24 protein-coding genes and 1 tRNA gene are annotated in these 26,503 nt (G+C 53.8%); 13 read left to right on the plus strand and 12 right to left on the minus strand.

Annotated features, from left to right (window positions below; genetic code table 11):
- Positions 1–45: 45 nt before the first annotated feature.
- The 5 genes from AD944_RS07610 to AD944_RS07630 form a co-directional block, all read right to left on the minus strand.
- Positions 46–783, minus strand: coding sequence for a TlyA family RNA methyltransferase (locus AD944_RS07610; RefSeq protein WP_045541411.1), 738 nt, complete (start codon positions 781–783; stop codon positions 46–48).
- A gap of 4 nt (positions 784–787) precedes the next feature.
- Positions 788–2,794: a 1-deoxy-D-xylulose-5-phosphate synthase gene (gene dxs, locus AD944_RS07615; RefSeq protein WP_058988752.1), complete on the minus strand. Its 2,007-nt coding sequence runs from the start codon at positions 2,792–2,794 to the stop codon at positions 788–790.
- Between the two features lie 4 nt (positions 2,795–2,798).
- Positions 2,799–3,743: a polyprenyl synthetase family protein gene (locus AD944_RS07620; protein WP_179946456.1), complete on the minus strand. Its 945-nt coding sequence runs from the start codon at positions 3,741–3,743 to the stop codon at positions 2,799–2,801.
- Between the two features lies 1 nt (position 3,744).
- On the minus strand, positions 3,745–3,999 hold the full coding sequence (locus AD944_RS07625; RefSeq protein ID WP_006558654.1) for an exodeoxyribonuclease VII small subunit: 255 nt from the start codon (positions 3,997–3,999) through the stop codon (positions 3,745–3,747).
- 78 nt (positions 4,000–4,077) lie between these two features.
- The gene (locus tag AD944_RS07630) at positions 4,078–4,320 is read right to left on the minus strand and encodes a sulfurtransferase TusA family protein (protein WP_006558655.1); all 243 of its coding nucleotides are present in this window, start codon (positions 4,318–4,320) and stop codon (positions 4,078–4,080) included.
- A 110-nt stretch (positions 4,321–4,430) separates the two neighbouring features.
- Between AD944_RS07630 and AD944_RS07635 the strand changes: the two genes are divergently transcribed.
- The gene (locus AD944_RS07635) at positions 4,431–5,327 is read left to right on the plus strand and encodes an ROK family protein (protein WP_045541415.1); all 897 of its coding nucleotides are present in this window, start codon (positions 4,431–4,433) and stop codon (positions 5,325–5,327) included.
- 133 nt (positions 5,328–5,460) lie between these two features.
- Here the strand turns inward: AD944_RS07635 and AD944_RS07640 are convergent, their stop codons facing one another.
- The gene (locus tag AD944_RS07640; RefSeq protein WP_045541416.1) at positions 5,461–6,852 is read right to left on the minus strand and encodes an NAD-dependent succinate-semialdehyde dehydrogenase; all 1,392 of its coding nucleotides are present in this window, start codon (positions 6,850–6,852) and stop codon (positions 5,461–5,463) included.
- Between the two features lie 1,005 nt (positions 6,853–7,857).
- Here AD944_RS07640 and AD944_RS07645 point away from each other — a divergent pair.
- The 3 genes from AD944_RS07645 (at position 7,858) to AD944_RS07655 (ending at position 12,596) form a co-directional block, all read left to right on the plus strand.
- Entirely contained in the window at positions 7,858–10,263 is a 2,406-nt protein-coding gene (locus AD944_RS07645) for a TonB-dependent receptor (RefSeq protein WP_231873731.1), read from the plus strand.
- 168 nt (positions 10,264–10,431) lie between these two features.
- Entirely contained in the window at positions 10,432–11,523 is a 1,092-nt protein-coding gene (locus AD944_RS07650) for a purine-nucleoside phosphorylase (RefSeq protein WP_082741136.1), read from the plus strand.
- Positions 11,520–12,596, plus strand: coding sequence for a purine-nucleoside phosphorylase (locus AD944_RS07655; RefSeq protein ID WP_045541418.1), 1,077 nt, complete (start codon positions 11,520–11,522; stop codon positions 12,594–12,596). Before AD944_RS07650 ends, AD944_RS07655 begins: the two co-directional genes overlap by 4 nt.
- Before the next feature lie 62 nt (positions 12,597–12,658).
- Here the strand turns inward: AD944_RS07655 and AD944_RS07660 are convergent, their stop codons facing one another.
- The 3 genes from AD944_RS07660 to AD944_RS07670 all read right to left on the minus strand — a co-directional run bounded on the left by AD944_RS07660 (position 12,659) and on the right by AD944_RS07670 (position 15,225).
- The gene (locus tag AD944_RS07660) at positions 12,659–14,002 is read right to left on the minus strand and encodes an ATP-binding protein (RefSeq protein WP_045541419.1); all 1,344 of its coding nucleotides are present in this window, start codon (positions 14,000–14,002) and stop codon (positions 12,659–12,661) included.
- Entirely contained in the window at positions 13,999–14,781 is a 783-nt protein-coding gene (locus tag AD944_RS07665) for a response regulator transcription factor (protein WP_045541440.1), read from the minus strand. Before AD944_RS07665 ends, AD944_RS07660 begins: the two co-directional genes overlap by 4 nt.
- 370 nt (positions 14,782–15,151) lie before the next feature.
- Positions 15,152–15,225, minus strand: a tRNA-Gln gene (locus AD944_RS07670).
- Between the two features lie 196 nt (positions 15,226–15,421).
- Between AD944_RS07670 and AD944_RS07675 the strand changes: the two genes are divergently transcribed.
- From AD944_RS07675 to tmpT, 5 genes are all read left to right on the plus strand, one after another.
- Complete coding sequence (locus AD944_RS07675) at positions 15,422–16,549, plus strand: Ppx/GppA phosphatase family protein (RefSeq protein WP_045541420.1); 1,128 nt, start codon at positions 15,422–15,424, stop codon at positions 16,547–16,549.
- The gene (locus AD944_RS07680) at positions 16,546–17,343 is read left to right on the plus strand and encodes an RlmE family RNA methyltransferase (RefSeq protein WP_045541421.1); all 798 of its coding nucleotides are present in this window, start codon (positions 16,546–16,548) and stop codon (positions 17,341–17,343) included. Before AD944_RS07675 ends, AD944_RS07680 begins: the two co-directional genes overlap by 4 nt.
- Before the next feature lie 458 nt (positions 17,344–17,801).
- On the plus strand, positions 17,802–18,539 hold the full coding sequence (locus AD944_RS17560; RefSeq protein WP_261763934.1) for an aldo/keto reductase: 738 nt from the start codon (positions 17,802–17,804) through the stop codon (positions 18,537–18,539).
- Positions 18,521–18,817 (plus strand): aldo/keto reductase, encoded by a 297-nt coding sequence (locus tag AD944_RS17565; RefSeq protein ID WP_261763933.1) that lies wholly within the window; start codon positions 18,521–18,523, stop codon positions 18,815–18,817. Before AD944_RS17560 ends, AD944_RS17565 begins: the two co-directional genes overlap by 19 nt.
- Positions 18,818–18,940: 123 nt before the next feature.
- Complete coding sequence (gene tmpT / locus AD944_RS07690; protein ID WP_045541422.1) at positions 18,941–19,585, plus strand: thiopurine S-methyltransferase; 645 nt, start codon at positions 18,941–18,943, stop codon at positions 19,583–19,585.
- A 64-nt stretch (positions 19,586–19,649) separates the two neighbouring features.
- Here the strand turns inward: tmpT and AD944_RS07695 are convergent, their stop codons facing one another.
- The 3 genes from AD944_RS07695 to AD944_RS07705 form a co-directional block, all read right to left on the minus strand.
- On the minus strand, positions 19,650–20,591 hold the full coding sequence (locus AD944_RS07695) for a nucleoside hydrolase (RefSeq protein WP_045541423.1): 942 nt from the start codon (positions 20,589–20,591) through the stop codon (positions 19,650–19,652).
- Between the two features lie 35 nt (positions 20,592–20,626).
- Positions 20,627–21,862, minus strand: a complete 1,236-nt coding sequence (locus tag AD944_RS07700; RefSeq protein WP_045541424.1) for a NupC/NupG family nucleoside CNT transporter — start codon at positions 21,860–21,862, stop codon at positions 20,627–20,629.
- 109 nt (positions 21,863–21,971) lie between these two features.
- Complete coding sequence (locus AD944_RS07705) at positions 21,972–22,757, minus strand: ribonuclease T2 family protein (protein WP_045541425.1); 786 nt, start codon at positions 22,755–22,757, stop codon at positions 21,972–21,974.
- Between the two features lie 195 nt (positions 22,758–22,952).
- Here AD944_RS07705 and AD944_RS07710 point away from each other — a divergent pair, with 195 nt between their 5' ends.
- The 4 genes from AD944_RS07710 (at position 22,953) to AD944_RS07725 (ending at position 26,480) form a co-directional block, all read left to right on the plus strand.
- Positions 22,953–23,585: a nucleoside 2-deoxyribosyltransferase gene (locus AD944_RS07710; protein WP_045541441.1), complete on the plus strand. Its 633-nt coding sequence runs from the start codon at positions 22,953–22,955 to the stop codon at positions 23,583–23,585.
- Between the two features lie 4 nt (positions 23,586–23,589).
- A complete protein-coding gene (gene cdd, locus AD944_RS07715) occupies positions 23,590–24,012 on the plus strand; it encodes a cytidine deaminase (RefSeq protein WP_045541442.1) in 423 nt (140 codons plus the stop codon).
- On the plus strand, positions 24,009–25,127 hold the full coding sequence (locus AD944_RS07720) for a nucleoside hydrolase (protein ID WP_045541426.1): 1,119 nt from the start codon (positions 24,009–24,011) through the stop codon (positions 25,125–25,127). Before cdd ends, AD944_RS07720 begins: the two co-directional genes overlap by 4 nt.
- A 108-nt stretch (positions 25,128–25,235) precedes the next feature.
- Complete coding sequence (locus AD944_RS07725) at positions 25,236–26,480, plus strand: cytochrome-c peroxidase (RefSeq protein WP_045541443.1); 1,245 nt, start codon at positions 25,236–25,238, stop codon at positions 26,478–26,480.
- Positions 26,481–26,503 lie beyond the last annotated feature (23 nt).

The raw sequence follows: 26,503 nt of genomic DNA on the forward strand, positions 1-26,503 counted from the left end.
TGAACCGTCGTCAACAATGCTTACCTATGCCAGCCCCAATGAAATTTAAGATTTACGTGCGGCGATCAGAAACTCTTTATTTCCTTCCGGGCCAGTAATCGGACTGGGTTCTATTCCCATTACTGTCCAGCCGGGCAGATTGCTCCACCATTCCTGAATGGTGGCACAGACGCTTTCATGCACAGCAGGGTCGCGCACGACACCTTTTGCACCAATCTGGTCTCGCCCCGCTTCAAACTGCGGTTTGATCAACGCAACGGCCCATGCACCCTCTGCAGCAAGAGATAGTGCGGCGGGAAGCACCGTGCGGAGGCCGATAAAACTGGCATCGCACACAACAACAGATGGCGCGATGGGAATAATGGTGCTGTCCAGATACCGTGCGTTACATTTTTCGAGCACAGTTACGCGCGGATCTGAGCGGAGTTTCCAGGCAATCTGCCCATGTCCCACATCCACAGCGTAAACAGATTTTGCACCGTGCGTCAGCAGAACGTCCGTAAACCCGCCGGTTGACGCGCCAACATCAAGGCAGACGCAATCTTGCGGAGAAAGCCTGAAATGGTCCAAAGCATGCGCCAGCTTGCAGCCCCCGCGTGAGACCCAGGGGTGTTGTTGCCCGCGGACTTCAAGAGGTGCTTCTTCCTGTAGCTGGTCTCCGGCTTTGGCGACCCGCTTCTCACCAGTGAACACAAGCCCGGCCATAATAAGGGCCTGAGCTTTTGTTCTGCTTTCAACCAGCCCTCGGTCAACAAGCATCTGGTCAACGCGACGGCGTGCCATCTGATTAGGCCGTTTGCTCCGTCAGAGAGACGCCCAATGCGCTGAGAGCGGTTTTTGTGATGTGTGGTGCTGTGAGGCCAGCCTGCTCGTATTGAGCATCCTGCGAATTATGATCGATGAAGATATCGGGCAGGGTGAGGGGACGGAAGCGGACGTTATCAAGCAGACCGGTGCGGGCCAGATGATGGCCGACCTGCGTGCCGAATCCGCCAATCGAGCCTTCTTCCAGCGTGATCAGCACGGCATGGTTGCGGGCCAGATTTTCCACCAGTTCCACATCAATCGGCTTGGCAAAGCGCGCATCGGCCACCGTGGGCGGCAGGCCATGGGCGGCCAGCATGTCCGCAGCCTTCAGGGCTTCAGCCAGACGCGGGCCCAGCGAGAGAATGGCAATGCCGCCTTTCTCGCCGCCGGCCTGACGGCCCATCTCCCGGATGATCCGGCCCTTGCCGATCTCCAGAACCTGCCCTTCGGCGGGTAGATCAAGGCCCAGCCCGCCGCCACGCGGGTAGCGCAGACCAATCGGGCCTTCATCGAATTCGGTGGCGGTGGCCGTCATGTGCAGCAGTTCCACCTCATCCGATGGAGCCATCAGCGTCATGCCCGGCAGGCAGCCCAGATAGGCGAGGTCAAACGCGCCAGCATGGGTGGCGCCATCCGCGCCCACCAGACCGGCACGGTCAATGGCGAAGCGCACAGGCAGCTTCTGCAGCACCACGTCATGCATCACCTGATCATAGGCGCGCTGCAGGAAGGTGGAGTAGATGGCGCAGAATGGCCGCAGCCCTTCCGTGGCCATTCCGGCGGCAAAGGTCACGGCATGCTGTTCGGCAATGCCTACGTCAAAAAAGCGGTCAGGGTAGGATTTGGCGAACGCATCCAGCCCCGTGCCGGAGGGCATGGCGGCGGTGACAGCGGTGATCCGGTCATCCGTGGCGGCGCGGCGCACCAGTTCACGGGCGAAGACGGAGGTGTAGGAGGGCGGGCCGGAGGGGCCTTTCTTCTGCTCGCCGGTGACCACGTTGAACTTGGCCACGGCGTGATACTTGTCTCCCGCTTTTTCAGCCGGGCGGTAGCCGTGGCCTTTTTCGGTGATGACATGCAGCAGGATGGGGCCGTTATCCGTATCGCGCAGGTTGCGCAGGATGGCCACCAGCTGCGGCAGGTCATGCCCGTCCACGGGGCCGACGTAATAGAAGCCCAGTTCCTCGAACAGGGTGCCGCCGGTGATCATGCCGCGGGCATATTCATCGGCTTTGCGGGCCGTGCGTTCCACCGGGGCGGGCAGCTTCTTCACCACTTTCCCGGCCAGTTCGCGCAGGCCCATGAACTTGCGCGAGGACATCAGGCGGGAGAGGTAGTTGGACATCGCGCCCACAGGTGGGGCGATGGACATCTCGTTATCGTTGAGGATGACGATCAGCCGTTCCGCACCGGGGCCCGCTACGGCGGCGTTGTTCATGGCCTCGTAGGCCATGCCGGCGGAGATGGAACCATCGCCGATCACGGCGATCACGCTGCGTTCACGGTAGGACGGGTCTTCCTCGGCGCGCAGGTGATGGGCCACGGCCATACCCAGCCCGGCGGAGATGGACGTGGAGGAGTGGGCCGCGCCAAACGGGTCGTAGGTGCTTTCAGACCGGCGGGTGAAGCCGGAGAGGCCACCGGGCTGGCGCAGGGTGCGGATGCGGTCACGCCGGCCGGTGAGGATCTTGTGCGGGTAGGCCTGATGGCCCACATCCCAGATCACCTTGTCCTCAGGCGTGTCGAACACGGCATGCAGGGCCACGGTCAGTTCCACAACTCCCAGAGACGCCCCCAGATGCCCACCGGTGGTGGAGACGGCATCAATCGTCTCGGCCCGCAGTTCATCAGCAACCTGCTTGAGCTGCTCAACCGAGAAGTTCCGCATGTCAGACGGATACGTCACACGGTCCAGCGCAGGAAAACGGCCCAGCGTCGGAATGGTCGCACCGCCAGTGGCAGTGGTGGGGGGTGTCTGATCTGCCATCGGCTTAGTTCCTGCGTTCAATCACGTAATAGGCCAGCGCCTTCAGGCGGTCGGCTTTTGCTCCAAACGGAGCAAGATCTTCAATGGCCAGCTTGGTCAGCCGTTCGGCTTCCGCGCGGGCACCATCAATGCCCAGAAGGGCAACAAATGTGGATTTGCCTGAGGCTTCATCTTTCCCGGCGGTCTTGCCCAGTTCTTCAGCCGTTGCTGTAGCGTCCAGAACATCATCCGCAATCTGGAAGGCAGCACCAATGTTGGTGCCGTAGGACCGCAGGCGACGCTGAAGATCAGCATCAGCCTGACCCAGAATGGCTCCAGATTCAGCGGAATAGCGGATAAGGCAGCCGGTTTTCAGGGCGTGCAGATGGCGTACTTCGTCCAGCGGCAGGGCGCGTCCTTCGCCTTCCATGTCAATCATCTGGCCGCCGACCATGCCAGCTGCGCCTGATGCGGCAGCGAAAGCAGCAATCAGGGCGATGCGGACGTTGGCACTTTCATGCGTTTGTGCATCGGCCAGAATTTCGAAGGCTTTGGTTTGAAGGGCGTCTCCTGCCAGAATGGCGGTGGCTTCATCAAACTTGCGATGGGTGGAGGGCTGGCCGCGGCGCAGGTCATCATCGTCCATAGCGGGTAGGTCATCATGCACCAGAGAATAGGCATGCAGCATTTCGACTGATGCGCCTACGCGGGCAGACTGCGCTTCGGGCATGCCAAACAGGCTGGCGGTTTCAACAGCCAGATAGCCCCGCAGGCGCTTGCCACCGCCAAGGGTTGCATACCGCATGGCTTCAATCAGACGGGCATCGCCCCCGGTGGTGGGGGGCAGAAGCGCATCAATGGCGCTTTCCACCAGCTTGGCGCGGGCAGACATGTCCTTGCGCAGCAGATCGGCATTGGCAGAAGGCTGCGTCTGGGAAGGGGAGATGGTTGTCGGGTCAGTCATCGACATCTCAATCCAAAGGTTTCATGTCCAGGGCCCCGTTGGCTTTCTGGACGATCGCCTGAACGCGGGCCTCGGCCTCGCTCAGCTTGGTTTCACAATGCTGGCGTAAAGCTGCCCCGCGCTCATAGGACGCAATGGCCTCTTCCAGCTTCATTTGTCCGCCTTCAAGGCCGCGCACGATCTTCTCCAGTTCGGAGAGCGCTTCCTCAAAGGACAAAGCCTCGATGTTATCCGCCATGGCGCAGGTCTTCCTATCCGTCATGAGGCGCAGGCATTACTCCGATAAGTAGGGGTCTGCCAAGTCTTGCTTGGGCAGATCGCCCCAGAAAACATATCGCCCTTACGCCTGCGGTATGTCTGTCCGACGTCTGATTGTGAAGGAAAGGGTGCCATTTTCATCCGTGAAGGCGACCAAAGCGTGGCCTGTTTCACGGCAAAAGACCTGAAAATCCACAATGGAGGCACGGTCCGTGGTCAAAACGCGCAATTTTTCGCCACTTTCCATGGAACGGAGACGTTTGTTGGCTTTTAGAACCGGAATAGGGCAACTCAGGCCCCGCGCATCGAGAAGAGCCTCATTCATGACACATAGCCTTGTATAGAGAGACAGAGATGTGTGATTGCATATTTTCCTGAATTATCACATGCCGCATGGTGTTTGAGTACTGCCGGAATAAAGACGTTAGGTTCTGTATGTCAGATTATCGCCTTGGAATCGATCTTGGAGGAACCAAGATCGAGATTGCTGCCCTCGACCCCGATGGGAAAATTCTTCTCCGTCGCAGGGAGGCGAACCCCGGTTCTTATGAACAGCTTCTGGCAAAAATTCGGCAGATGGTGGAAGCCGCCAAGGCGGAGACCAGTCCGGCTGCTACGGTGGGGATTGGTATTCCGGGCGCGATTGACGCCAGAACCCGGTGTGTCAAGAACGCCAATGCGACATGGCTGAATGGTCGTCCTTTTGGGGATGATCTGGAACTGGCGCTTGGCTGCCCTGTGCGTGTGGAGAATGATGCCAACTGCTTTGCCCTCTCTGAAGCCATTGATGGGGCAGCCGCAGGGCGCAAGGTGGTGTTCGGCGTTATTCTGGGGTCAGGCGTAGGCGGTGGTATCATTGTTAACGGTCACCCGCTGACAGGGCTGCACCATATTGCGGGCGAATGGGGGCATATTCCGCTACCGTGGGTGAAGGAAGACGAATTTCCGATGCCGCGCTGTTTCTGCGGTAATAGCGGGTGTCTGGAACGTTTTCTCTGTGGTTCCGCGCTGGCTGAATCGTGGAAAGGTAAGGGGGAACGCAGCACTCAGGGGATTGAAGAGGCTGCCGCTGCTGGCGATGAGGCTGCCATCCGGGCGCTGGACCTATATGTGGACCGTCTGGGGCGTGCCTGTGCGCTGGTGATCAACCTGATTGATCCAGATGCGATTGTGCTGGGAGGGGGCGTTTCAAACCTTCAGACAATTTACGACCGCGTGCCTGACGTGATGAAGCAGTATGCCATTACACCGACCTGTGACACACAGTTGCTGAAAAATCAGCATGGCGACAGCTCCGGCGTGCGCGGTGCCGCGTGGCTATGGGGAGAATAGTTTTTTGATGAGGCTGTGACCATTCTCAGGGGGGATAGTCGTTTAAGCAGACTACCTAAATATAGGCGTCTTATCGAAGCCTGATACCGGAACAGGAAAAAGCGCCCTTAAGGTAAAGGGCGCTTTTTTTGTATCAGAACGGAGCGTCAATATCGACGACGTCGATCAGTTTGTGGTTAACAAATTCCTTGATGCCCAGACCAATCAGTTCGCGGCCATAACCGGAGCGGGCAACCCCACCGAACGGCAGATCCGCTTTCACCATGGTTGGGTGGTTCACATACACCATGCCGGTGTAGATCTGTTCTGCCACCTTCACACCGCGTTTTGTGTCCTTTGTGAAGACGGAGCCACCAAGGCCGAACGGAGAATCGTTGGCAATGCGGATGGCGTCAGCTTCGTCCTTGGCACGATAAAGCTGGGTGACGGGACCAAAGAATTCCCAATGGCGGGCTTCATTGTTCTCGTGCAGGTTGGTCATCAGCAGCGGCTGGAAGAAGGCTCCTTTTTCCGGAACTGGCGCGCCAATCACTTCAACAATGGCACCGTGCTTCTTGGCTTCTTCAACCTGAGCTTTCAGATCGTCAGCAGCTTTTTGTGAAGACAGGGGTGCAAGTGTGGTGGACGGATCCATCGGATCACCCGCCTTCAGTTTTGCCACTTCCGCTTTGTAGATTTCCAGGAACTGATCATACACGGCATCGGCCACAATCAGGCGCTTTGAAGAGACGCAGACCTGTCCAGCATTCCAATGGCGACCAAAAGCGGCCCATTTCGCTGCTTTTTCAATGTCAGCATCTTCCAGAACAATGAAGGCGTCCGCACCACCGAGTTCCATGGTGGCTTTCTTCAGAGCCTTGCCTGCAATGCTGGCAACAATGGCCCCAGCACCCTCAGAGCCGGTAAGGGCGACCCCACAAACGCGCGGGTCTTTCAGAATGACTTCGGTGTGGTGACGTCCTGCGTAGAGATTGCGGAAGGCACCTTTTGGCAGGCCTGCTTCAATCATCAGAGCATCAAAGATGGCAGCGCACTGCGGCACGTTGGAGGCGTGCTTCAGCAGCACCGTGTTCCCGGCGGAAAGCTGCGGCGCGATGATGCGTGCGATCTGGTAGTAGGGGAAGTTCCATGGCTCAATGGCGAAGACGATCCCCTGAGGCTGATGCACCAGAACGGCTTCCCCCTCCTTGGGGTCAGCAACCGGGAGCTTTTCAGGCTTCAGCAGGTTTTCTGCATTTTTAGCATAATATTCGAAAATTTCAGCCGAAAGAATGGTTTCCAGCTTCGCCTCTTCATAAAGTTTACCCATTTCGAGAGTGAGAAGCTTGGCGTATTTATCGATATCACGACGCAGAATGGTTGCGGCTGCTGTCATAACCTTGGCACGGTCGGCAAAGGACACGTTGCGCCAGGACTTGAAGGCCTCATAAGCATCATTCAGAGCGGTCTGAATTTCCTGATCCGTTGCATCCGGAAAAGTCTTGAGTGTTTCACCAGTATAAGGGTTGGTCGTCGCGTAAGCCATAATTCCGTAAATTCCGGGTTAAGGGTTTAACGATAAAGAAGAGGGGGAGGGATGGTATAGTGTCAAGTCCCTTCAGGTCTAGGGCGTGACACACAAAGAGACAAATTGGGGAAGATGTGAAAAACAGCGCCGCTATTGTCCTGCCAGCTATTCAATTGCGCTATAATTTCACACCTTTTTCGTCTGCATTGGGCCTCGGTGTCATTCTAAACATACAACCATGATAATGGTTGCTGGAGAGCAAGACCAATAGTGTAACCCATTGTTGCTGGGTCACAAAATGGAGCCTGATGCGTCAGTCTGAAATGCTTGCTCCATGAGAAGGTCAATATGGGGCGTGGGGCGGTTGGCATGTCGCCAATACGGAATGAAAGATCATTTTGGTCACGTGGAGGTTCTCTCAACGCAACGAGAGTGTGTCAAGAGTGGTTTGTTCGGTAATAAAATTTCGCCCGGCAGTGTGGAGGTTGGGTTAATAAAAATACAGGAACTCTTTTGTGTAGCCTTATACGAAGTCCCATTTTATTTCTGCATACATGCACACAGGAGAAATATTCATCTTGTTGAAGATAGGTGTGAATTTCAACTAATAAATAAACGCCTACAGGCTAAAAATATTCATATGATAATTCTGAATTTATAAATAAAATGGAATATTTACTATGTATCCTCTAAAAAATTTTTATTTATATTTGGATTATAAATAGGATCTATCGGAAATGTAATAAAGTGAACGGATGCGTGCCTTGCACTCTAAAATTGAGAACGCGAAAGTGCAATTTTTTTTTTTGCCGTTTTTCACGTGTTCGAGAGAATACAAGTCTATTGCAAAATCGAACCGAATAAGTCGGATTGGGATTGGAGGCAAACCAGCTCACGGGTTGGGGTGTGCAAGTTAGCAACGGTTATCACGAAAAGTTGTTAATTGTTACCGAGACGCTTTCCTTTCTGCGGCTTTTCCCTCAAGCAGCCACCAAAACGGTTTCTTACCAAGGGCAGCACACTATGGCTTCTATGAAAACACACCACGGTCGGTTCGTCGCTGCCATTCTGAGCAGTACTTTTATGCTCTGTGAGTATGGCTATGCGGCTCCCGCTCTTCATTCGGCGCCAAAGGGGCATACAACGGCTGCGCACCCTAAGGCAGGGCAGGCGCGGGCTGCACATTCTCCCCGCCGGGCATCGGGTCCGATAAAGAGTCAGGTTGGCGAAGAGGTCGATGTGGCTGTCAACCGTGCTGGTGGCGGTGGCATGATGCGGCGTGAAACGGCCCCACGTGCGGTCCAGACCGTGACCAAGCGCTTCATTGCCATGCAAAGCCCGACCAACACGGCGCTGGACCTTGTGAAGAACCTGCCGAGTGTGAGTGTCTCCACAAATGATTCATCCGGCATCTTGGGTGGTGCCATTAATATCCGCAGTCTGACCGATTCAGACATGGGCATTCTTCTGAATGGTGTGCCTGTGGCAACGGCGTATTATCTGAACCAGAATGTGGATTCAGAAAATCTGGACCATGTCAGCATTACTCCCGGATCTGCTGAAATCAATCTGCCCGTGACCTCTGCCGCTGCGGGTGTCATGGACGCCGGAACCATTACGCCGGACCACAAATTTGGCGGCATGATGGATTTCTCCTATGGCACCAATAATATGTCCCGCGAGTTTTTGCGCGTGAACAGTGGTGACATTGGAAAGAGTGGCGTGCGAGGCTATTTCTCTTTCTCGCATGAACATGCGCGGAACTGGATTGGGCCAGGTACGAACCAGAGACGCCATCTGGATTTTGGTGCCCGCAAAGATTTCGATAACGGGTCCTTTATTGATCTGTTCGCCAGCTGGAATCACCAGTTCACATCCATGCCGCTGTATCCGACATCACAGCAGTTCTTTGACAAGAAGAACGGACGCGGGACGTTTTCCTACTCTTCCGAATACAATCCGGCTAATCCGTCCCGCTATGTTGGGTTGGTGGGGAATATGTGGGATCAGTTCTTTATCACGGCTCCCGTGCATGTTGTCTTGCCCAAGAAGTTTACGTTCGATTTCAAGCCCTATTATGTCTATAATGGTGGTTATTCTTACAACGGCTCTCTCTTCAATGCGGAAAGAACGTCTGTAACGGCTGGGCCCGATGGTGCGGCGCTCAGCGGAAGTGTGCCGACAACATCAAACTACAGTGTTTATCGTCCCCATGCCGGTGCCGTGGCCGAGTTGAGCTACAAGATTGACCGACACAACACGTTCTCTCTGGGCTACTGGTTTGATTATCAGGATAATCAGGTCAATAACCTGTATTCCATTGCCACAGAAAACGGGAACAAGAATTTCCCTTATGCTGCAGGTACGGGCCTGTATCAGAACGGCTCTCGTTATATGCCGTATCAGGGCAATTCAGGGTGGTATAACCATTCTCTCTTTGTGCGTGATGTGGCCCGTTATCTGGATAACCGGCTGGAAGTGAACGCCGGGTTCAAGGTTTCCATGATCAACCGGTGGAGCCAGAACCACGCCAGTGCAGCCCCGCGCACAGCAGAAAATACAGTTGTGCCGCTGCCGCAGTTGGGGATTGGCTACAAAATTGATGATCACAACCAGATCTATATCAATGCGGAAGGGGATTACCGCATGCCAGATCCGGGCTCTCTGTCCTCCGTGTTTGATGCGCAGACAGGCAGTTATGTAGGCAACCCCTACAACGCGAAGCCGCAGTATCTGATCAAGGAAGAACTCGGCTGGCGGTTTAACAATAAATACCTGATGGCTGATCTGAGCTTCTTCAACTACTCCATTACAAACCGTCTGGTTGCAACCAGCGTGTATGTGAACAATCAGGCCATCAGCACAACCATCAATGCGGGCAACCAGACGGCGCGCGGGTTTGACGCCATGATTGCGGCGCATCCCATTCATCACTTCAGTCCATATGCTTCTATTGAGTATCTGAATGCATCAATGGATTCCAACCTGCCCAGTACGGGGCTGTTGAATGGAAGCACTGTTGCAGACTATCTTCCCACAAAAGGGAAAAGAGCGGTTATGGCCCCGCATGTTCTGGCCAATATTGGCCTGACGTATGATGATGGAAAGTTCTTTGGTAACTTTGCGGTCCATTATACGTCCGCCCAGTATACCACCTTCATGAATGATGAGAAAATTCCGGGATATTTCACGGATTCCATTACTGTTGGATATCATTTTCCAAGCTTTGGGTTTGTTAAATCTCCAACGTTCCGGCTGAACTTCAACAATATTACGGGAAGCTTTGTGCGCACCGGTGCATATGGCTTGACCAACAATGCTCATGCGGCAACAGGGATTTACGGTAGCGCAATATCTGCAAGCGGTTCTCCGACATATTACCTGTATCCCCGGTTCAATATGACCGGCACTGTCTCCATGGCCTTCTGATAATCATAAGTACGGTGGTGTTTCCTGAGCGTGTGAAACACCACCGTACTATGAAGGGCAGGATTTATGAAAACCTCTTTCAAAAAAAGAGAAATATGTGGTTTTTCCAGATGTTTTTCTAATCTTATTGTTCCACCTATAAAATGAGTTATTGTTGGAAGCCTGAAAATGCGTGTCGATAGATTTTTAAGAACCCTTGCGGTGTGTAGTGCTCTGACCGGCACAACCATGCTGGCAGCACACTCTGCTTCTGCTGCCAAGCTTGAGCCAAAAGTGATTGTGGTGGCCGGTTGGGAAAATGGTGCGGATACCGGTGATATGCCGGGGGAGTACCAGTTCTGGGTGGAGCGGTTGCATCTGGACAAACGTGTGCCAGTGGCTGGTATCCCAACCCAGATCCTGCGTAGTAACACGGATGGCGTGTATGGGATTGTGCTGAAGGATGGCGTAACAGATCTGGCCGCTTTGGCGCTTGATCCGCATTTTGACCTTCATCACACGTACTGGATTTTTACCGGGATTTCCGGCGTTAATCCAAACGTGGCTTCTGCTGGTAGCGTGGCTTGGGCGCGTTGGGTGGTGGATGGCGATGCTTTGCGTGAAATAGATGATCGCGCAATTCCTAAAGGGTGGCCATATGGCCTTTATGCTATTGGGGCGGATAAACCCAATACGCTCCCCAATGACCCCAACCATTATGGCTCGGTTACGGATGTGGCGGAGTTGACGAAAGCGTATCCGCTCAACCGTGGGCTGGAGCATTGGGCCTACACCCTCAGCCGGAACGTGCCGTTGCGGGATGATCCTGTGCTGGCTGAGCGTCGGGCTCAGTGGAAAGGCTTTCCCAATGCCCAAAAGCCGCCGACCATTCTGGAGGGGGAGACATTGGGAGCGTTGCGTTACTGGCACGGTGAGCAACGGAACAAATGGGCGGAAGATTGGGTTCAGTTGTGGACCAGAAATCAGGGCCAGTTTGTCATGACCAATGAGGAAAGCCAGACCAATCAGGTAGAAATGCGGCTGCTGGCACGGTTTGGTTACATCGACCCTGATCGTATCATGGTGTTGCGTTCCGGCAGCAATTTCAGCATGCCGCCGCCTCATACATCCATTACTCAGTCCATGGGGGATGAGGGCCCAGGTCAGACCACTGCTTTTGACAATAATGAACGCGCAGGAGCCCCTGTTATCGCTGAGTTGATAGCGCATTGGGATCAATATCGCGCGCATATTCCTTCTGTTTCGGAGAGCACACCATGAGACATTTACTTCGTTCTTCCGTTGCCCTTCTTGGGTTAGGTCTGCTTGCAGGGTGCGCAAACGTTTCCGGGCCCCAACAGGCATCGGGCAAACCGTGGGACATTCGGGCCGTTGTTCTGACCACATACGAAATTGGTCAGGATAGCGGAGATCGCGCAGGGGAGTTCCAGCCTTGGGTGGAAGGGGAAAAACTGACAGAGAAAGTGGCGTTCCCGGCCGGTGTGCATGATATTTACACAGATCCTGCGCACCACATTCTGTATGTGGTAACGGGTACAACCCTTTCTCCGGCGGCGTCTTCCGTCACGGCTTTGGGTATGGATCCGCGTTTTGATCTCACGAAAGCCTATTGGATTGTCTCTGCCATCTCCGGCTTTGATCAGCAGGCTGCCTCGGTTGGGTCGGTTTCCTGGGCTGATTACGTTGTCAGTGACATCAGTAAATATATCGACCCGCGGGAGGCTCCGAAAAACTGGCCTTATGGGTACTACATGATCACGGCTGAAAAGCCGAACCAGTATGTCACGTCAGGAGGGGATGGCCCGGATGGCAGTATCGATCATGCCATGAGTTACAAGCTCAATCCGGCTTTGGTGAAATGGGCTTATGATCTCACAAAAGATCTGCCGCTTGAAGATTCCTCGGCGTTGGCCGCAGAGCGGAAGCGGCGCACGACAGCGGCCGCCAAGCAGTTGCCCAGTGTGGTTATTGGCGGTGATTTTGCATCAGATGCGTTCTGGCACGGCAGGATCATGACACAGTTTGCGCGGGACTGGGTGAAAATGGTGTCTCAGAACCAGAGCCAGTTTGTGGAAAGCAATATGGAAGATGCAGGGGTCATGGAGGCCATGAAGCGCCTGACACGCGCAGGCCGAGCAGACATCAACCGGGTTCTGATTTCGCGGAGTGCGTCCAATTATACGGAGCAGGCTCCTGGTCAGACGGCTGTTCAGTCAGCGAATGATTCATTCTCTGGCGAAGCACAGGCGCTGGAAAATGGGTATCGCGTTGCGGCGAAAGCCCTGCATGAGATTGTTGATAACTGGCCCCGTTTTGAAAACGGCGTTCACTAAATAGCAGCCCAAGCTGTTGCGCCTCCAGAGTCGTTAATGTCTGGAGGCAGAAAAGGAATGCCTCAGCATTTGTCTTGATTAAGGGGAAGGACAATACGCGCCTGTAGGCCCGTGGGCTGGATATTGCTTAATGATAAATGTCCATGATGGCGTGCGATAATGGCCTCTGCAATGGAGAGGCCAAGACCCAGTCCACCATCTGACGCACGGGCAGGGTCCAGCCTGTAAAAGGGCAGGAGGGCGGAGGGTTGCAACGTGTCGGGAATGCCTGGGCCGTTGTCTCGCACATCAATGAAGGCATGATTTTTTTCTTTATGCAGCAGTACGTCAACCTGCGTGCCGTATTTCAAGCCGTTTTCAATAAGATTACTTACAGCGCGTTCCAGCGCCGTTGTCTGGCAGAGGCAGCTCAGATGAGATGGGCCAGTGTAAGTCACATGATGACCGACTGCACTGAATTCCAGGCAGAGGCTTTCCACCAGAGAGCTTAGATCTGCATTTTCCGCACGTTCAGATTCCGTCTGTTCTTTCAGAAAATATAATGCTCCATTCAGCATTTTTTTCATGAGTGTCAGGTCATGGTGCATGGCCTCCGCGGAGGCTTCTTCCCCTCCCAGTTCCAGGCGCATGAAAAGACGAGTGAGCGGAGTGCGCAGATCATGCCCTATGGCCATGAGCATGCGGGTCCGTTCTTCTACAGAATCAGCAATACGCGCTTGCATCCGGTTAAAGGCATGCGTCAGGCGGCGGACTTCGGTTGGGCCTTGAACCGGGATGGGAGCGGGGGCGATATCGTATCCAAACGCGTTTGCGCTGGCGGCAATATTCCGCAGGGGGCGGCTAATATGCCAGATGCTCCAGAAGGTAAGGGGCAGAATGATAGCGAGCAGCAGGAGTAAGGAAATGGCAAGCGGCATGGTCAGCCGCATGATGTGATGAAAATGAAGGGGCGGATGATCATAAGCCCGAATGCTGATGTTGTCTTGAGGAAGGAAAATATAAGTAAAAGGGCTCTGCTTATTACCGGGAGCGCAGCTTTTGGTCTCAACATCACTTTTATACAGATTGAGGCGCAGGATGAGGATCCGTTCCAGCGCATCTGTCATCGGGTTGGGATGAAAATCTTGGCAGGAGAAGGGTTGGCCAATAACGAACGTGACATCCGTGTTCGATATACTTTCCGCTATCTTGGCTCTGGCCTCAGGCGGGGCAGCTTTTAAGGCTTGAATCCCCGTTTCTATGGCCAGAGCGTTTGCCCATGGATTGTGCGGGAGGGGCGGGAGTTTTGGCCGGAACTGGAAGAGCAGAAACGAGGTTATGCTCAGCGTGACAACCATGCTGAGGGACACCAGCATGACCATCTGGCCATAAATTGTACGCGGATAAAGCGTCAGCCGTCCTTTCATGATCTGAGGGTGTCGGGATCAAAAATATATCCATCGCCGCGGATTGTGCGAATGAGTTCAAGTTGGCGCCCTTGAGGGGACAATTTGCGGCGAAGTCGGCTTATCAGAAGGTCTATGGCGCGGGAGTCCACGTTTTTTTCCTCTCCATGCATGCGAGCGAGGAGTTCTTCCCGAGGGAAGACGCGCTGTGCGTTCTGGCAGAAGATAAGCAGAAGATCGGTTTCTGAGCCGGTCAGGGCAATGCGAATTCCTGTTTGGCCGTAGAGGGCCCGTTTAGCGGGCTCAAACAGCCAGTTATCAAAGCGATACTGGAGTGTCTGATCTGCCGGAGGAAGCGGCAGGGGGGATGTCGTGCGCCGCAGAACTGCGCGTATGCGCGCCGCAAGTTCTTCCAGATCAAAGGGTTTGGAAATGTAATCATCAGCACCCAGATCAAGGCCGGAAATACGGTCTCGTAAATCATTGAGGGCACTGAGCATGATGATGCGGGTATCTGAGAACTGCCGGAGGTGCCGGCAGATGGTCTGTCCATCTTCCTGAGGCAACATGAGATCCAGAAGCGTGAGATCCACGGGTGTTGTCTGTTGGGCAGCCATAACTTCCAGTAACGTGACGGCTGTAGAAACCTGATAGCCCAACCGCTTGAGGTAACGCTGCAGGAGGCCGCAGATTTCTGGATCATCCTCCACGATAAGGATGTGCGCAATATGTGATTCGTGCGAAGAGGGAGGCTCAACAGGCGGGCCTGACGGTTGTGGTGGAGATGTGTGTAAAGACAAGGTGCTCTCCCTATCATCTGGCGCTGATGACTGGGGCTCAGGAATGGTCTGATGAAAACGCGCAGAAGACATCATTCCAAGGGGTTTCCGTGGGCTGACTGCCTCATTATGGTGCGTGAGGCGTTCAAGACACCAGATGTATTACAAGAGCCTGTCTGATAGCCGCAACTATGAGAGAGAAATGTCCCAGTGAGAAGGGGAAGGGGACTTTTGTGTCAGAGCTGAAAAAAACAGAAATACCAAAGAGAGGCAATGATGGAGGCTACGCCCTGAGTCGTAACGATGTTATTCTGCAACGTTAAGACTGTTTTGATATGTCAGAGGCCATAGTTGTAGCTATAACATAATATTTATTGTTTTATGGAGCGATTGGCTGGGAGACCTGGATTCGAACCAGGGCTGACCGGGTCAGAGCCGGTAGTTCTACCGCTAAACTATCTCCCAGCAAGGAGATTTCTGGAAACCGTTAGCGTCGGCTTCCGCGTCGGTGAGGCTCTCCTACCACTCGCAAATGGGCAGTGCAAGGGGGGATGCAAAAAGAATTCTGATTTTGATGCATATTTGTCTTGCTCCTTGGGCGTTGCTCCCCAAAAATAGAATTTAACAGAGTAACAACCTTTTAACTGATAGGACCGGACAGATGGATCACATCCCCCCCTGGGCCGGCCGCCCGGGCAGACCTGTCTTTGCTTCTTCTTATCCTCGGCATCATGAGGATGAACTTTTTGCGGCTCTTGATCTGGGAACCAACAATTGTCGCCTGATGGTGGCAGCCCAGACATCGGGTGGTTTCCGTGTGGTGGACAGCTACAGCCGTATGGTGAAGCTGGGTGAAGGATTGCATCACACAGGGCGGCTGGCCGACACTGCCATGGAACGAACGCTGGACGCGCTGCGCACGTGCGCGGACCGTGTCGGGCGGCGGCAACTCAAGGATATTCGGGCGGTTGCAACCGAAGCCTGCCGTCGGGCGGAGAACGGCTCGACTTTTCTGGATCGGGTGAAGGCTGAAACGGGGTTTGACATCCGCATCATTTCCGGGCGGGAAGAAGCCTGCCTTGCGGTGGAGAGCTGTGCCAATCTTATCCACAATCCGCGATTTGGCCCTCCCCGTAATCGTGCGCTCCTGTTTGATATTGGCGGCGGTTCAACTGAAATTGCATGGGTGAGGGTTGACCCTTTCCGGCAGGCGCAGGAACTGATTGGTTACCTGAGTCTGCCCATAGGCGTTATTACCCTCTCTGAGCAGTTTGGACCGGGTAGCAGCCATGATCCCGGCTGTTACAAGGAGATGGTGGCCTATATTCGGCAGTCCTTGCAGCATTTTGAGAGTGTGCACCGTATTGGGCCGGAAATCCGGCGGCGGCAGACGCGCTTTATCGGCACAAGCGGGACAGTAACCACACTGGCCAGCCTTGTGCTCAATCTGCCACGTTATGCGCGTGCTGCGGTTGATGGCTCTCTTCTGCCGTCTGCCAGTGCTCGTCGGGCTGTGCGTATGCTGCAAAGAATGGGCGTGCACGGCATTGAAAAACATCCGTGTATCGGGCCTGATCGGGCATCCTTCGTGCTGCCGGGATGTGCCATTTTTGAGGCTATTCACGATACATGGCCCATTGAAGATATCATTGTGGCCGATCGTGGGTTAAGGGATGGCATGGTTCTGCGTATGATCCGGAAAGCCGGTTTGCCTCCACGGCGTTACCAGCGTTCTCCCATGCTTGGCCCCATACCTTTTCAGCACTCTATCCAAGCGACAGGATCATGAGCGAGCATAAAACCGGTGCTGGCCGGAAGAACCAGCCTTTGCGCGTGCCTGGCCGTGCGCGCAAAAGCAGCACTACGCCAGGCGTTGGCATAAGTCAGGACGATTCAGATGCACCGCGTACCCTGCGCACAAAGGCTGTTTCTCTTCGTACAGCCCGTGGGCGGACAACAGCGCAACAGCGTTGGCTGGCGCGGCAATTGAATGATCCTTATGTGCAGGCGGCACATAAGCAGGGATGGCGTTCACGCGCAGCGTTTAAACTGATTGAACTGGATGACCGCTTCCATCTGATCAAACCCGGCATGAGGGTTGTTGATCTGGGCGCGGCACCCGGTGGATGGACACAGGTGATTGTCAAACGCGGAGCGGAGCGGGTGGTTGGGGTGGATCTTCTGCCAGTTGATCCTGTGGCTGGGGCTGAGATCATTGAAGGGGATTTTACAGACCCTGCCATGGCAGACCGCCTGACAACTCTTCTGGATGGTAAGGCCGATCTGGTGTTGTCTGATATGGCTCCCAACACCACGGGCCACGGGCCGACTGATCATATGCGGATTATCGGGCTTGCGCAGGAAGCCTTGTATTTCGCTTTTGAAATTCTGGCAGAAGGCGGCGGTTTTGTTGCCAAGGTTTTTCAGGGCGGTTCAGAGAAAGACATGCTTGATATACTCAAGCAGGCTTTTACTCAGGTGCGCCATGCTAAGCCGCCTGCCAGCCGTAAAGATTCAAGCGAACTGTATGTCGTTGCAACGGGCTTTAGACCGGAGCGTCTGAAGGCTGCGCTGGAAAGATAGTTTATCAAAGTCAAAAGCTGATCTGCTTGGTCTTCGTTTTATGTGAGGATAAGCAGATCAACAGTATTAAGATTTATGCTAGAGAATTTTTGAATACATTTTAATATAAAGAACCGTATTGAAAAGACGTTCGAATATAATTTTCCGTTGAAATTAATTTCTCTTTTCCGTTGCTAATAAATTCGCAGGGTATTCTGCGTTTGAATGCTGGGAAAGACATTTTATGGTGAACTGCTATGACCAAAACTTGAGCGTGCTCAAAAAATAAATATATCTAACCAGATAGTGCAATTTGCGTTTGTTTGAGATGTCAGGTTTGTCTAACCCTGTTCGCCGCATCTAAAATACGTGTGCCATTTTGCGTTTTCTGATGTGAGCATCATTGAAGTTTTAAGCAGAGGGTGAGGAGCCCGGAACGTCTTCAAAAAACAATAACTTCTGCAAAGGAAGAAAGAATTATGAAGCCTCATGAGAAACGTGCCTTTGGTCGCAGTGGTCTGGATGTGACGGCCTTTGCTTTTGGGACGGCTCCTCTTGGCAATTTTGCCAGGGAAATGGAGGAGGAAAATGCCCAGGCAATGATAGAGCGGGCATGGGATGCAGGAATAAGGTTTTATGATACGTCCCCCATGTTTGGGCACGGGCTTGCGGAACTAAGGCTGGGGCAGGCGTTACGTTGGAAAAAACGGGATGATTTTGTGCTCTCTTCCAAAGTTGGGCGGCGTCTTTCAGCGGCAAAACGCTCGGAAATAGATTTTGCCCCTTGGAAGAACGCCGCCCCCAACAAGATGACGTTTGATTATAGCTACGATGGCGCCATGCGTTCTATTGAGGACTCTTTGCAGCGCCTGGCGCTGGAACGAATTGAGGTTGTTTTTATTCACGATATTGATCGTTTTACTCAGGGGGAGGCCCAGCCGGGAGTTTTTAAAACCGCAATGGAGGGAAGCTGGAAGGCTCTGGAGCGCTTACGCTCGGAAGGAGTGATCAAGGCAATTGGGGTTGGGGTGAATGAATGGGAAGTCTGTAACGAGGCCCTGAAACAAAGGGACTTTGACTGTTTTCTTCTGGCGGGACGCTACACATTGCTGGAGCAGGAGGCGCTGGAGGAATTTCTCCCCCGGTGTGAAGAACGGGGGGTTGCAGTGCTGGTAGGAGGAGGCTTCAATTCCGTATTTTGGCAAAAGGTGCTGTAGCAGGCGCTAAATATAATTATGCGCCTGCTCCTAAACATATTCTGGAGCAGGTTATGAAAATTCAGGCTGTTTGCCAGAATCATGATGTTCCGCTTCCGGCGGCTGCTCTGCAATTTGTTGTCGCGCACCCGGCTATTCCGGCGTTCTGTGCCGGCACTAGCACCTTGGAGCAACTGGAACAAAATCTTGAATGGTTCAGCGTTCCTATTCCACCCGCTTTCTGGGCGGATTTGAAACAACAAGGGCTTCTGCGTGAAGATGCGCCCGTTCCTGTATAAGATATGCCGTCAGACAGCCATAAATCTGTTCTGCCATGTCATGCAGTTTCTCCCGTAGCTTTATGATATGGCAAGACGGTTGGTATCCTGAGGTACCAAACAGAACACGTTAAGGGGCAGACTGTGGACGCACTTTTCTGGCAGAAAAAATGGGAGCAGAACCAGATAGGGTTTCATGAGCCACAACCTCATTCTTTTTTGGTTCGGCATTTCGCGTCTTTCGGGTTGACGGAGGGGGCATGCGTTTTTGTCCCTTTATGTGGGAAAAGCCTGGATATTCATTGGTTGCTTGAGCAGGGCTTTGCCGTGGTGGGCGTTGAGTTGAGCTGCATTGCTGTGGAAAGCCTGTTTCAGGACTTAGGCTATGTTCCCTGTATAACAGAACGGAACGAAGCCCTGTTGTTTGAGGCGGGCAACCTCAAAGTATATGTTGGAAATATTTTTGACCTCACAGAAAAGACGCTAGGGAACATCAGTGCTGTGTATGATCGGGCTGCGTTGATCGCTTTGCCTGATGCAATGCGGCATGCTTATGCAGACCATGTTATTTCTATCACGCAAAATGCACCGCAACTGCTGATTACTCTGGAGTATGAGCAGGCATTGCGGAAAGGGCCTCCTTTCTCCGTGGATGCGGAGGAAGTGAGGCAGCTTTACGGTGCTTTTTACACGTTTGAGGTTCTGGAACGAGACGTGCTTGAAGGGGGCCTGAAGGGTGTTTGCCCTGCTGAGGAGCTTGTCTGGCATCTCACACCCCTTTCAAAATAACCTAGAAAGGGGCGAAGGAAAGTGGCGGATGAAGCCATTCCGCTTTCTCAAGAGGGACGTGGTTTCAAGAAAGGCGGGAGAGACTTTCCAGTATCAAGGTCCATAAGCCGTTATCATCCACCGAGCGGAGGAAGGTCGCGTTAGGAGGGCGGCCAGTAACCTGCCACCAGTCCACAACGGTTGCGCCAAGGGTAAGTGGGCTTGAGACTTCCACCTCAACATTGATTGTTTTGCCTGCAAAAAGGTGGGGGCAGAGGACATACCCGATGGTGCAGGGGTCATGCAGCGGGGCACCGGGCCAGCCATATTTGTTCAGATCAAACCGGGCGGAGAAAGTCAGCATGGCATGAGCCGCTTTGGCACAGTGGCCAGGGAGTTTCGCTAACGCTTCCAGCCGATCTGGGGTGATCAGAAAACGATGGGTGATGTCTAGCGGCACAAGGGTGACGGGCAGGCCGCTATTTAGAGCAATGGCCATGGCATCCGGGTCTGCAAAGGCATTGAACTCAGCCGCCGGCGTGATGTTTCCGGTCTCTGACCATGCGCCGCCCATGGCTACAACCTGCTTTAGGCGCGCCACTGTTTCAGGTGCCTGCACAAGGGCTGCGGCCAGATTGGTCATGGGGCCAATGGTAACCAGTGTAATGGTGTGGGCCGGATGCGCGGCGAGTGTTTCCAGAAGGAATGTCACCCCGTGCTGTTGTTCGGGTGTATGGAGTGGAGTGGGAAGGTCGGGGCCATCCATGCCGGTCTGGCCGTGCACGTGTTGGGCGGTAATCGGGGGGCGACGGATAGGACGCGGGCACCCTTTGTAAACCTTGATATCCTGCCGTTTTGCAAGTTCCAGAATTTTGCAGGCGTTCTCGGCTGTCTGCTCTACAGACACGTTTCCAGCGGCTGCAATAATGCCTAGCAGGTCAATGTGAGGGGATGCCAGCGCCAGCATGATGGCAATGGCGTCATCCTGTCCGGGGTCTGTATCAATAATAAGTTTCTGCCGGTCCAAAACTGTCTCCGTATCTGGTGCTGATATGTAGGGTTTTAAAGGAGAATAACGCCCGCAATAGCGGCGCTCATGAAATTGGACAACATGCCAGCCAGTACGGCGCGGGCACTGATACGCGCCAGTTCCGCACGCCTTTCCGGACACTGGCTGCCAAAAGCAGCCACAAGAATGCCTATGGAACTGAGATTGGCAAAGCCGCAAAGGGCAAAGGCCGCAATTGCCCCGCTACGTGCGGAAAGAGCGCCATTCTGGAGAGACGGGCCGAGGTGCAGATAGGCCACGAATTCATTGATCACCAGCTTGAGGCCGAGCACGGAGCCGACAATGCTGCACTCGCCTGCCGGAACACCCAGCAGCCAGGCAATGGGAGAAAACAGCAGTCCGAACAGATATTCCAGAGAAAGAAAAGGCATGTGAACAAGCTGCCCTAATGCCTGAAAACCACTGTTGATCAGGGCAATCAGCCCGATGAAGGCAACCAATGTAGCCGCTACGGCCACGGCTGTTTTGGTCCCTTTTAGCGCTCCTTCAGTAATGGTTTCAAAGATGGCCTGATTGTAGGAGGAGCGCCCGGCGGCAAGAGTATCAACAGGGCTGCCAGCAGGGCGGGGGGCCAGAATTTTTGCAAACATCATGCCGCCGGGAATGGCCATGAAGGAGGCGGCAACCAGATAATGTGCGGGCACGCCGAGCCCTACATACCCCACCAACGTAGCCCCGGAAACGGAGGCGGCTCCGCTGCACAGTACACTGAAGAGTTCGGTTGGGGCCATGGTACGCAGATAAGGACCCAGAGCTACAGGCAGTTCACTTTGGCCAATAAAGATTGTGATAACAGCTCCGAAAGATTCCACGGGCGAGGTGCCAAGGGCCTTTTGCAGGATTTTCCCTGTTGCACGTGCAAAGAACTGCATGGTCCCCACATGAAACAGGATGGCAATAAGGGCGCTGACATACACAAGCGAGGGCAGAACCCTGAAGGCGAACACAAAGCCATCATTCGGGAACACTGTACCCATTTTGTCGCTGGCGAGGGCGCCAAAGAGAAAACGTGCCCCTTCATCCCCACAGGAAAGGATGCTGGTGACAACGCGGGAGAGAGACCACAAGATCTGCTGCCCCACAGGCACCCGTAAGACCAGCAGGCCAATGGCCACCTGTGCTACAAGGCAGCTCAGAACCGTGCGGAGACTGATATTTTTACGGTCTGTTGAAAAAAAAACGGCAATGCCAAGAAGCAGAAGAATACCAAGACATCCACGACTATGCATTGAATGGTCCTTATATCAACAAATGTGGTCACACACATCCTGACCAGATGGCTACAGACAGAGTAGACTGTTTTGAGTGAAGGCTATCGCTGGTTACAGAGTGGCTCTGTCAGCGGTTCCATTGAGGGACGAGGAAAGAGGCTGGGCAGTTGTCCTGCACTTGGGGGCTGCTCATGAACGCATCTGCTTTAGGGAAGCGGGAAAGAGCGTCGGGTTTAAGTGTGAACCAGATCTGGGCTAGAACGGATTGCCCTTGCGGGGTTTTGTTGCATTGAAACTGCACGCCCCGATCCGGCAGTGGGCCTGTGTCAGCTTCAATTTCTCTGGTCAGATCAGCTTTTGCAATAACTGTTCCGGGTTCGGATGTCAGATTCTGAGCGGAGGGAAGGGCCGCAAATCGATCCCGGAGTTGGATGGCCACCGAGAAAAACTGTTCTTCCTGCATACCGAAGCAATGTACATGTTTGGCATATTCGTGTGCAACAAGATCAGAGTGTGTATGGGCAACCACGTCTGACAAGCGATGAGAGAGCGTTGGAGAGAAGCGTGGTACTGGTGGCGATGCATCGCCTTCATACAGGCTGCATCCTTTTCGCCACCATGTGGTTACTGGAACCTGTGCCTTTATCAGGTCAGAAGGGCGAGAGGCCCAAAGCCCATGAAGGCCGATAAGGGGGGTCTTGGGTTGATCTGCCTGACAGGAGTTTCCTTCTGGTCCGGTGCAGAAGCCGGGTTGCCATGTAAGGGCAAGGGTATAGTGCCCAAAATCCCCATGGAGAGGTGCCGTAAGGGAGATGCTGGCCGGTACAGGGGGAGCAGAAGCATGATGGGCGCAACCAGACAACAGGACCGAGGCGGCCATCATGCCTGAAAAAAGAAACTGAACTGCCCGCATGCCCTGTTTGTTCCTCGCTCTGACGGCTTAAAGAAAATGTTCCACCCTACTGCAGGGCAAGATATCGTTCTTGCTTACATCTTGTGTGGTGTCTATGGGGTTCTATAACGAATTCGTATTGTTCATAACAGAGTTCACCACACGATACGGCGTCCGGAATGAGTAGACTACGCCGTATGAAACATGGAAGACCTTATGACCGAGAGTGCGGCTTACCCCAAGGTTTACCTTGGTGGAGACCTTGTTTTCAGAAAAGACGCCCAGCAGCTTTTCCGGGCCTTTAAGGAAGCCTGTCTGGCAGTACGCCTGCACGGGATATCGCCTTTTGATGGGCAGGATGAGGTAGAAGCTCTGCCGCCGGGAAAGGAAACGAGCCTGCTGATTGCGCGGCTGGATCGTGGCCTGATGGATGAATGTGCCGCAGCATTGTTCTGCATTGATCCTTTTCGGCGGGCTGCGGATATGGACCCCGGTACGGCAGTGGAAATTGGCTATATGGCCGCCCAGAACAAGCCGATGGCAGGCTACACGGTGGATGGTCGTACTTACCATGAGAAGGTGCAGAGTTATTTTGAACAGGCATGGCACACGCCGCTGACGGAAGAGAAACCCCCAAATGGTAGCAGGGTCCGTTGGCTGGATGCAGACGCCATGATCGTGCATTCAGAAGGATTGTTGCAGAATGCCATGGTGGAGGGGTTTATCCGGCAGGCTGGCGGAGATATTGCCGTTGCGGATGATATCCTGAGTGCGTTTCGTGCTGCGGCCAAGGATCTGGCTGGCCTGATTTATGGGAAAACTGCTGTGGAAGGTTCCTCCCATGGATGAAAGCATGACGGCTACATTGACGCAGCGCGCCCTTGCTGCACGTAGCAATGCCTATGCGCCATACTCTCGTTTTCATGTAGGCACCGCTTTGATTACGGAAGATGGACAGGTGTTTTCCGGCTGCAATGTGGAGAATGCCGCGTATCCGGAAGGAGTGTGTGCGGAAGCTGGTGCTATTTCTGCTATGGTCGCTGCGGGCGGGGATCGCAAGATTGCAACCATCATGGTGGCAGGCAAAGGACCAGCGCCTTGCCTGCCCTGTGGAGGGTGCCGCCAGAAAATTCGGGAGTTTGCAACACCCCGGACATGTGTTCTGGTAGTGGATGAAGACGGCGCGCTATTATTCAAAGATAATCTGCACGCGCTTTTGCCATCGTCTTTTGGCCCGGAAAATCTTGAAACTGCCCCAGAAGGAAAGCAGGCGTGATAAAAAAGAGTGGTTTTGCCCGTTTTGCGCGGCGCTGCGTTCTGGCCGTAGGGCTATTGGGCGCATCTGTTCCGGTAGTGGCGCATGCCGAAGCAGACCGGATGGTCATTTTTGACGATGACGGATTTGCACTGGCCCAGTGGATGGTGCTGAAGGCCCCGCATGTAAAAGTTCTGGGTTTTGGTACTGTCAGCGGAGATTTCTGGCAGAAAGAGGCGACAGCTTACGCATTGCGGGGGCTGGAAATTGCGGGCCGTACAGATGTGCCGGTTGTGCAGGGTGCCACCTATCCGCTCATGAATTCTGAAAAGCTGACTGACCGGTGGGAAGCCCTGTACGGCAAGCTGGTGTGGAAAGGCGCGTGGATGAAGAAATGGGTGGAGAAAACCACTCAGGCCCTTCCGCCATACCATCCGGCCGATGTGGTGCCGGATCTGCCGTGGGGGAACCCCAAGATCAAGCCTTCGGCTGAAAATGCGGCCATGTTCATGATCCGCATGGTGCATCAATATCCAGGCCAGATCAGTATTATTGAATGTGGCCCCATGACCAACCTGGCTCTGGCACAGAAGCTGGACCCGGAATTTGCCAGCCTTGCCAAGGAACTGGTGTACATGGGGGGGAGCCTGAACCCGCGCCAGAAGTTGACGAGTGCAGCCTCTGCCCAGTTTGCACGGGAATTCGGCAATTCTCCTCGTCGGGAATTCAATATCCGGTTTGATCCTGAAGCTGCGTCCATTACGATGCACGCCCCATGGAAGCGGATTGTCATGGTGCCGGTGGACCCTTCTACCGAGACAGAAATGTCCGCGGAATTTGTGAAGGATATTGCCTCGGCGGACACGCCCATTGCCCGGATTGTAAAGCGTGGCGCCAACAACTTTCCCTTGTGGGATGAAATTGCTGCGGCGGTCTGGCTGGACCCCACTCTCATCCGTTCCAGCACAGACCTGTATGTGGACGTGAACACCATATTCAGCGCGCAATACGGAGACATTCTGTCCTGGACAGAGGGATATCAGCCGGATGTTGGCGAACAGAAGGAAAAAGTGGTGCTCACTGTGGATGTGCCCCGCATGAAGGCTCGGATCAAGGATCTGATTTCTAAACCCTGAAGAGAGTGCTTTCACGGTAAGGGGAAGGCCTTGGGCTTGGGGGGCGGGCGGGCCTTACTCTCAAGTAAGGAGATTTTTTCCTGATGGAGTGCTATTCTTTCTGGCGTGATGAACCGTTTCTTCCTTTCCTGTCAGGCGTGTCTTGTTGTCTGTCTATTGATATGGCCTCCTTCTTCCACACAGGCTGAAGAAGGAGCAAGTCGTAGCGAAGTCTATAAAAACGTCGCCCGATTGGCCGCCGTCGGGGACAAACTGTTTCACGATCCGCGCCTGTCAGCTTCCGGTGTGTTATCCTGCGCAAGTTGCCATAGCGAGAAAGCCGCTTTTGCGCCGGATAATGCGCTTTCTGTGCAGTATGGCGGGGTGGATATGGCACAGCGAGGGCACCGGGCCGTGCCCTCGCTGAAATATTTGCAAAATGTTCCGCAATTTACAGAGCATTTTTTCGATTCTGAAGATGAAGCGGACGAAAGCATTGATAACGGTCCAACTGGTGGCCTGACATGGGATGGTCGCGCCAATACGCAGGCTGAACAGGCGGTTATTCCGTTACTGGCTTCTTTTGAAATGGGGCAGCAGGCACCGCAGGATGTTGTCCGCCGAGCTCTCAGCGCGGGCTATGGTGAGGCATTGAAAGCGCTCGGGCCTTATCTGCAAACAACAGATCTGTTTCAAGTCATTACCAAAGCGCTTGAAGCCTATCAGCAGGATTGGCGGCGGTTTTACCCTTATTCCAGTAAATATGATGCCTATCTGGCGGGCAAAACCGTGCTGACGCCACGGGAGCACAAAGGGCTGGAATTGTTTGAAGACCCTGAAAAGGGAAACTGCGCTTCCTGCCATAAAAGCCAGCCGGGCAACGATGGGACACCGCCGCAATTTACGGATTACGGTATGATTGCCGTTGGTGTGCCACGGAACAGGGCGTTACCATTCAACCAGAACCCAAAAGTGTTTGATCTTGGTCTTTGCGGGCCTGACCGCACGGACCTGAAGCAGTATGCTGAATATTGTGGACTGTTCCGCACGCCCTCTTTACGGAATGTGGCAACACGGCAGACGTTTTTCCATAACGGATTTTATCATTCCCTACGGGATGCCGTAGCTTTTTATGTGTTGAGAGACACTCACCCCGAACGCATTTATCCGGTCGGGAAAGATGGAAGAATCCTGAAATATGATGATCTTCCAAAGCAGTATCAGGAGAACATCAATATGGACCCTCCATTTGGGCCGCAACCAGGTAACCGGCCTGTCCTGTCAGATGATGAGATTGACGCCATTGTCGCGTTTCTCAAAACGCTGACTGACGGATATTCTGATACCCAGAAAAGGTCTGATGCCACGCCGTAGACATGGCACCAGGGAGAGAAAGA

This window comes from Acetobacter tropicalis (assembly GCF_001580915.1).
GTDB lineage: Bacteria > Pseudomonadota > Alphaproteobacteria > Acetobacterales > Acetobacteraceae > Acetobacter > Acetobacter tropicalis.

What these genes read in the sequence shown, in the direction of transcription:
- AD944_RS07705 (WP_045541425.1), bottom strand. Translation starts at nt 22,757, where the DNA reads ATGCGGGCAGTTCAGTTTCTTTTTTCAGGCATGATGGCCGCCTCGGTC.
- AD944_RS07700 (WP_045541424.1), bottom strand. Translation starts at nt 21,862, where the DNA reads ATGCATAGTCGTGGATGTCTTGGTATTCTTCTGCTTCTTGGCATTGCC.
- AD944_RS07640 (WP_045541416.1), bottom strand. Translation starts at nt 6,852, where the DNA reads ATGGCTTACGCGACGACCAACCCTTATACTGGTGAAACACTCAAGACT.
- cdd (WP_045541442.1), top strand. Translation starts at nt 23,590, where the DNA reads ATGACGGCTACATTGACGCAGCGCGCCCTTGCTGCACGTAGCAATGCC.
- AD944_RS07650 (WP_082741136.1), top strand. Translation starts at nt 10,432, where the DNA reads ATGCGTGTCGATAGATTTTTAAGAACCCTTGCGGTGTGTAGTGCTCTG.
- AD944_RS07630 (WP_006558655.1), bottom strand. Translation starts at nt 4,320, where the DNA reads ATGAATGAGGCTCTTCTCGATGCGCGGGGCCTGAGTTGCCCTATTCCG.
- AD944_RS07655 (WP_045541418.1), top strand. Translation starts at nt 11,520, where the DNA reads ATGAGACATTTACTTCGTTCTTCCGTTGCCCTTCTTGGGTTAGGTCTG.
- AD944_RS07645 (WP_231873731.1), top strand. Translation starts at nt 7,858, where the DNA reads ATGGCTTCTATGAAAACACACCACGGTCGGTTCGTCGCTGCCATTCTG.
- AD944_RS07680 (WP_045541421.1), top strand. Translation starts at nt 16,546, where the DNA reads ATGAGCGAGCATAAAACCGGTGCTGGCCGGAAGAACCAGCCTTTGCGC.
- AD944_RS07710 (WP_045541441.1), top strand. Translation starts at nt 22,953, where the DNA reads ATGACCGAGAGTGCGGCTTACCCCAAGGTTTACCTTGGTGGAGACCTT.
- AD944_RS07610 (WP_045541411.1), bottom strand. Translation starts at nt 783, where the DNA reads ATGGCACGCCGTCGCGTTGACCAGATGCTTGTTGACCGAGGGCTGGTT.
- AD944_RS07620 (WP_179946456.1), bottom strand. Translation starts at nt 3,743, where the DNA reads ATGTCGATGACTGACCCGACAACCATCTCCCCTTCCCAGACGCAGCCT.
- dxs (WP_058988752.1), bottom strand. Translation starts at nt 2,794, where the DNA reads ATGGCAGATCAGACACCCCCCACCACTGCCACTGGCGGTGCGACCATT.
- AD944_RS17560 (WP_261763934.1), top strand. Translation starts at nt 17,802, where the DNA reads ATGAAGCCTCATGAGAAACGTGCCTTTGGTCGCAGTGGTCTGGATGTG.
- AD944_RS07675 (WP_045541420.1), top strand. Translation starts at nt 15,422, where the DNA reads ATGGATCACATCCCCCCCTGGGCCGGCCGCCCGGGCAGACCTGTCTTT.
- AD944_RS07625 (WP_006558654.1), bottom strand. Translation starts at nt 3,999, where the DNA reads ATGACGGATAGGAAGACCTGCGCCATGGCGGATAACATCGAGGCTTTG.
- AD944_RS07635 (WP_045541415.1), top strand. Translation starts at nt 4,431, where the DNA reads ATGTCAGATTATCGCCTTGGAATCGATCTTGGAGGAACCAAGATCGAG.
- AD944_RS07725 (WP_045541443.1), top strand. Translation starts at nt 25,236, where the DNA reads ATGAACCGTTTCTTCCTTTCCTGTCAGGCGTGTCTTGTTGTCTGTCTA.
- AD944_RS07660 (WP_045541419.1), bottom strand. Translation starts at nt 14,002, where the DNA reads ATGAAAGGACGGCTGACGCTTTATCCGCGTACAATTTATGGCCAGATG.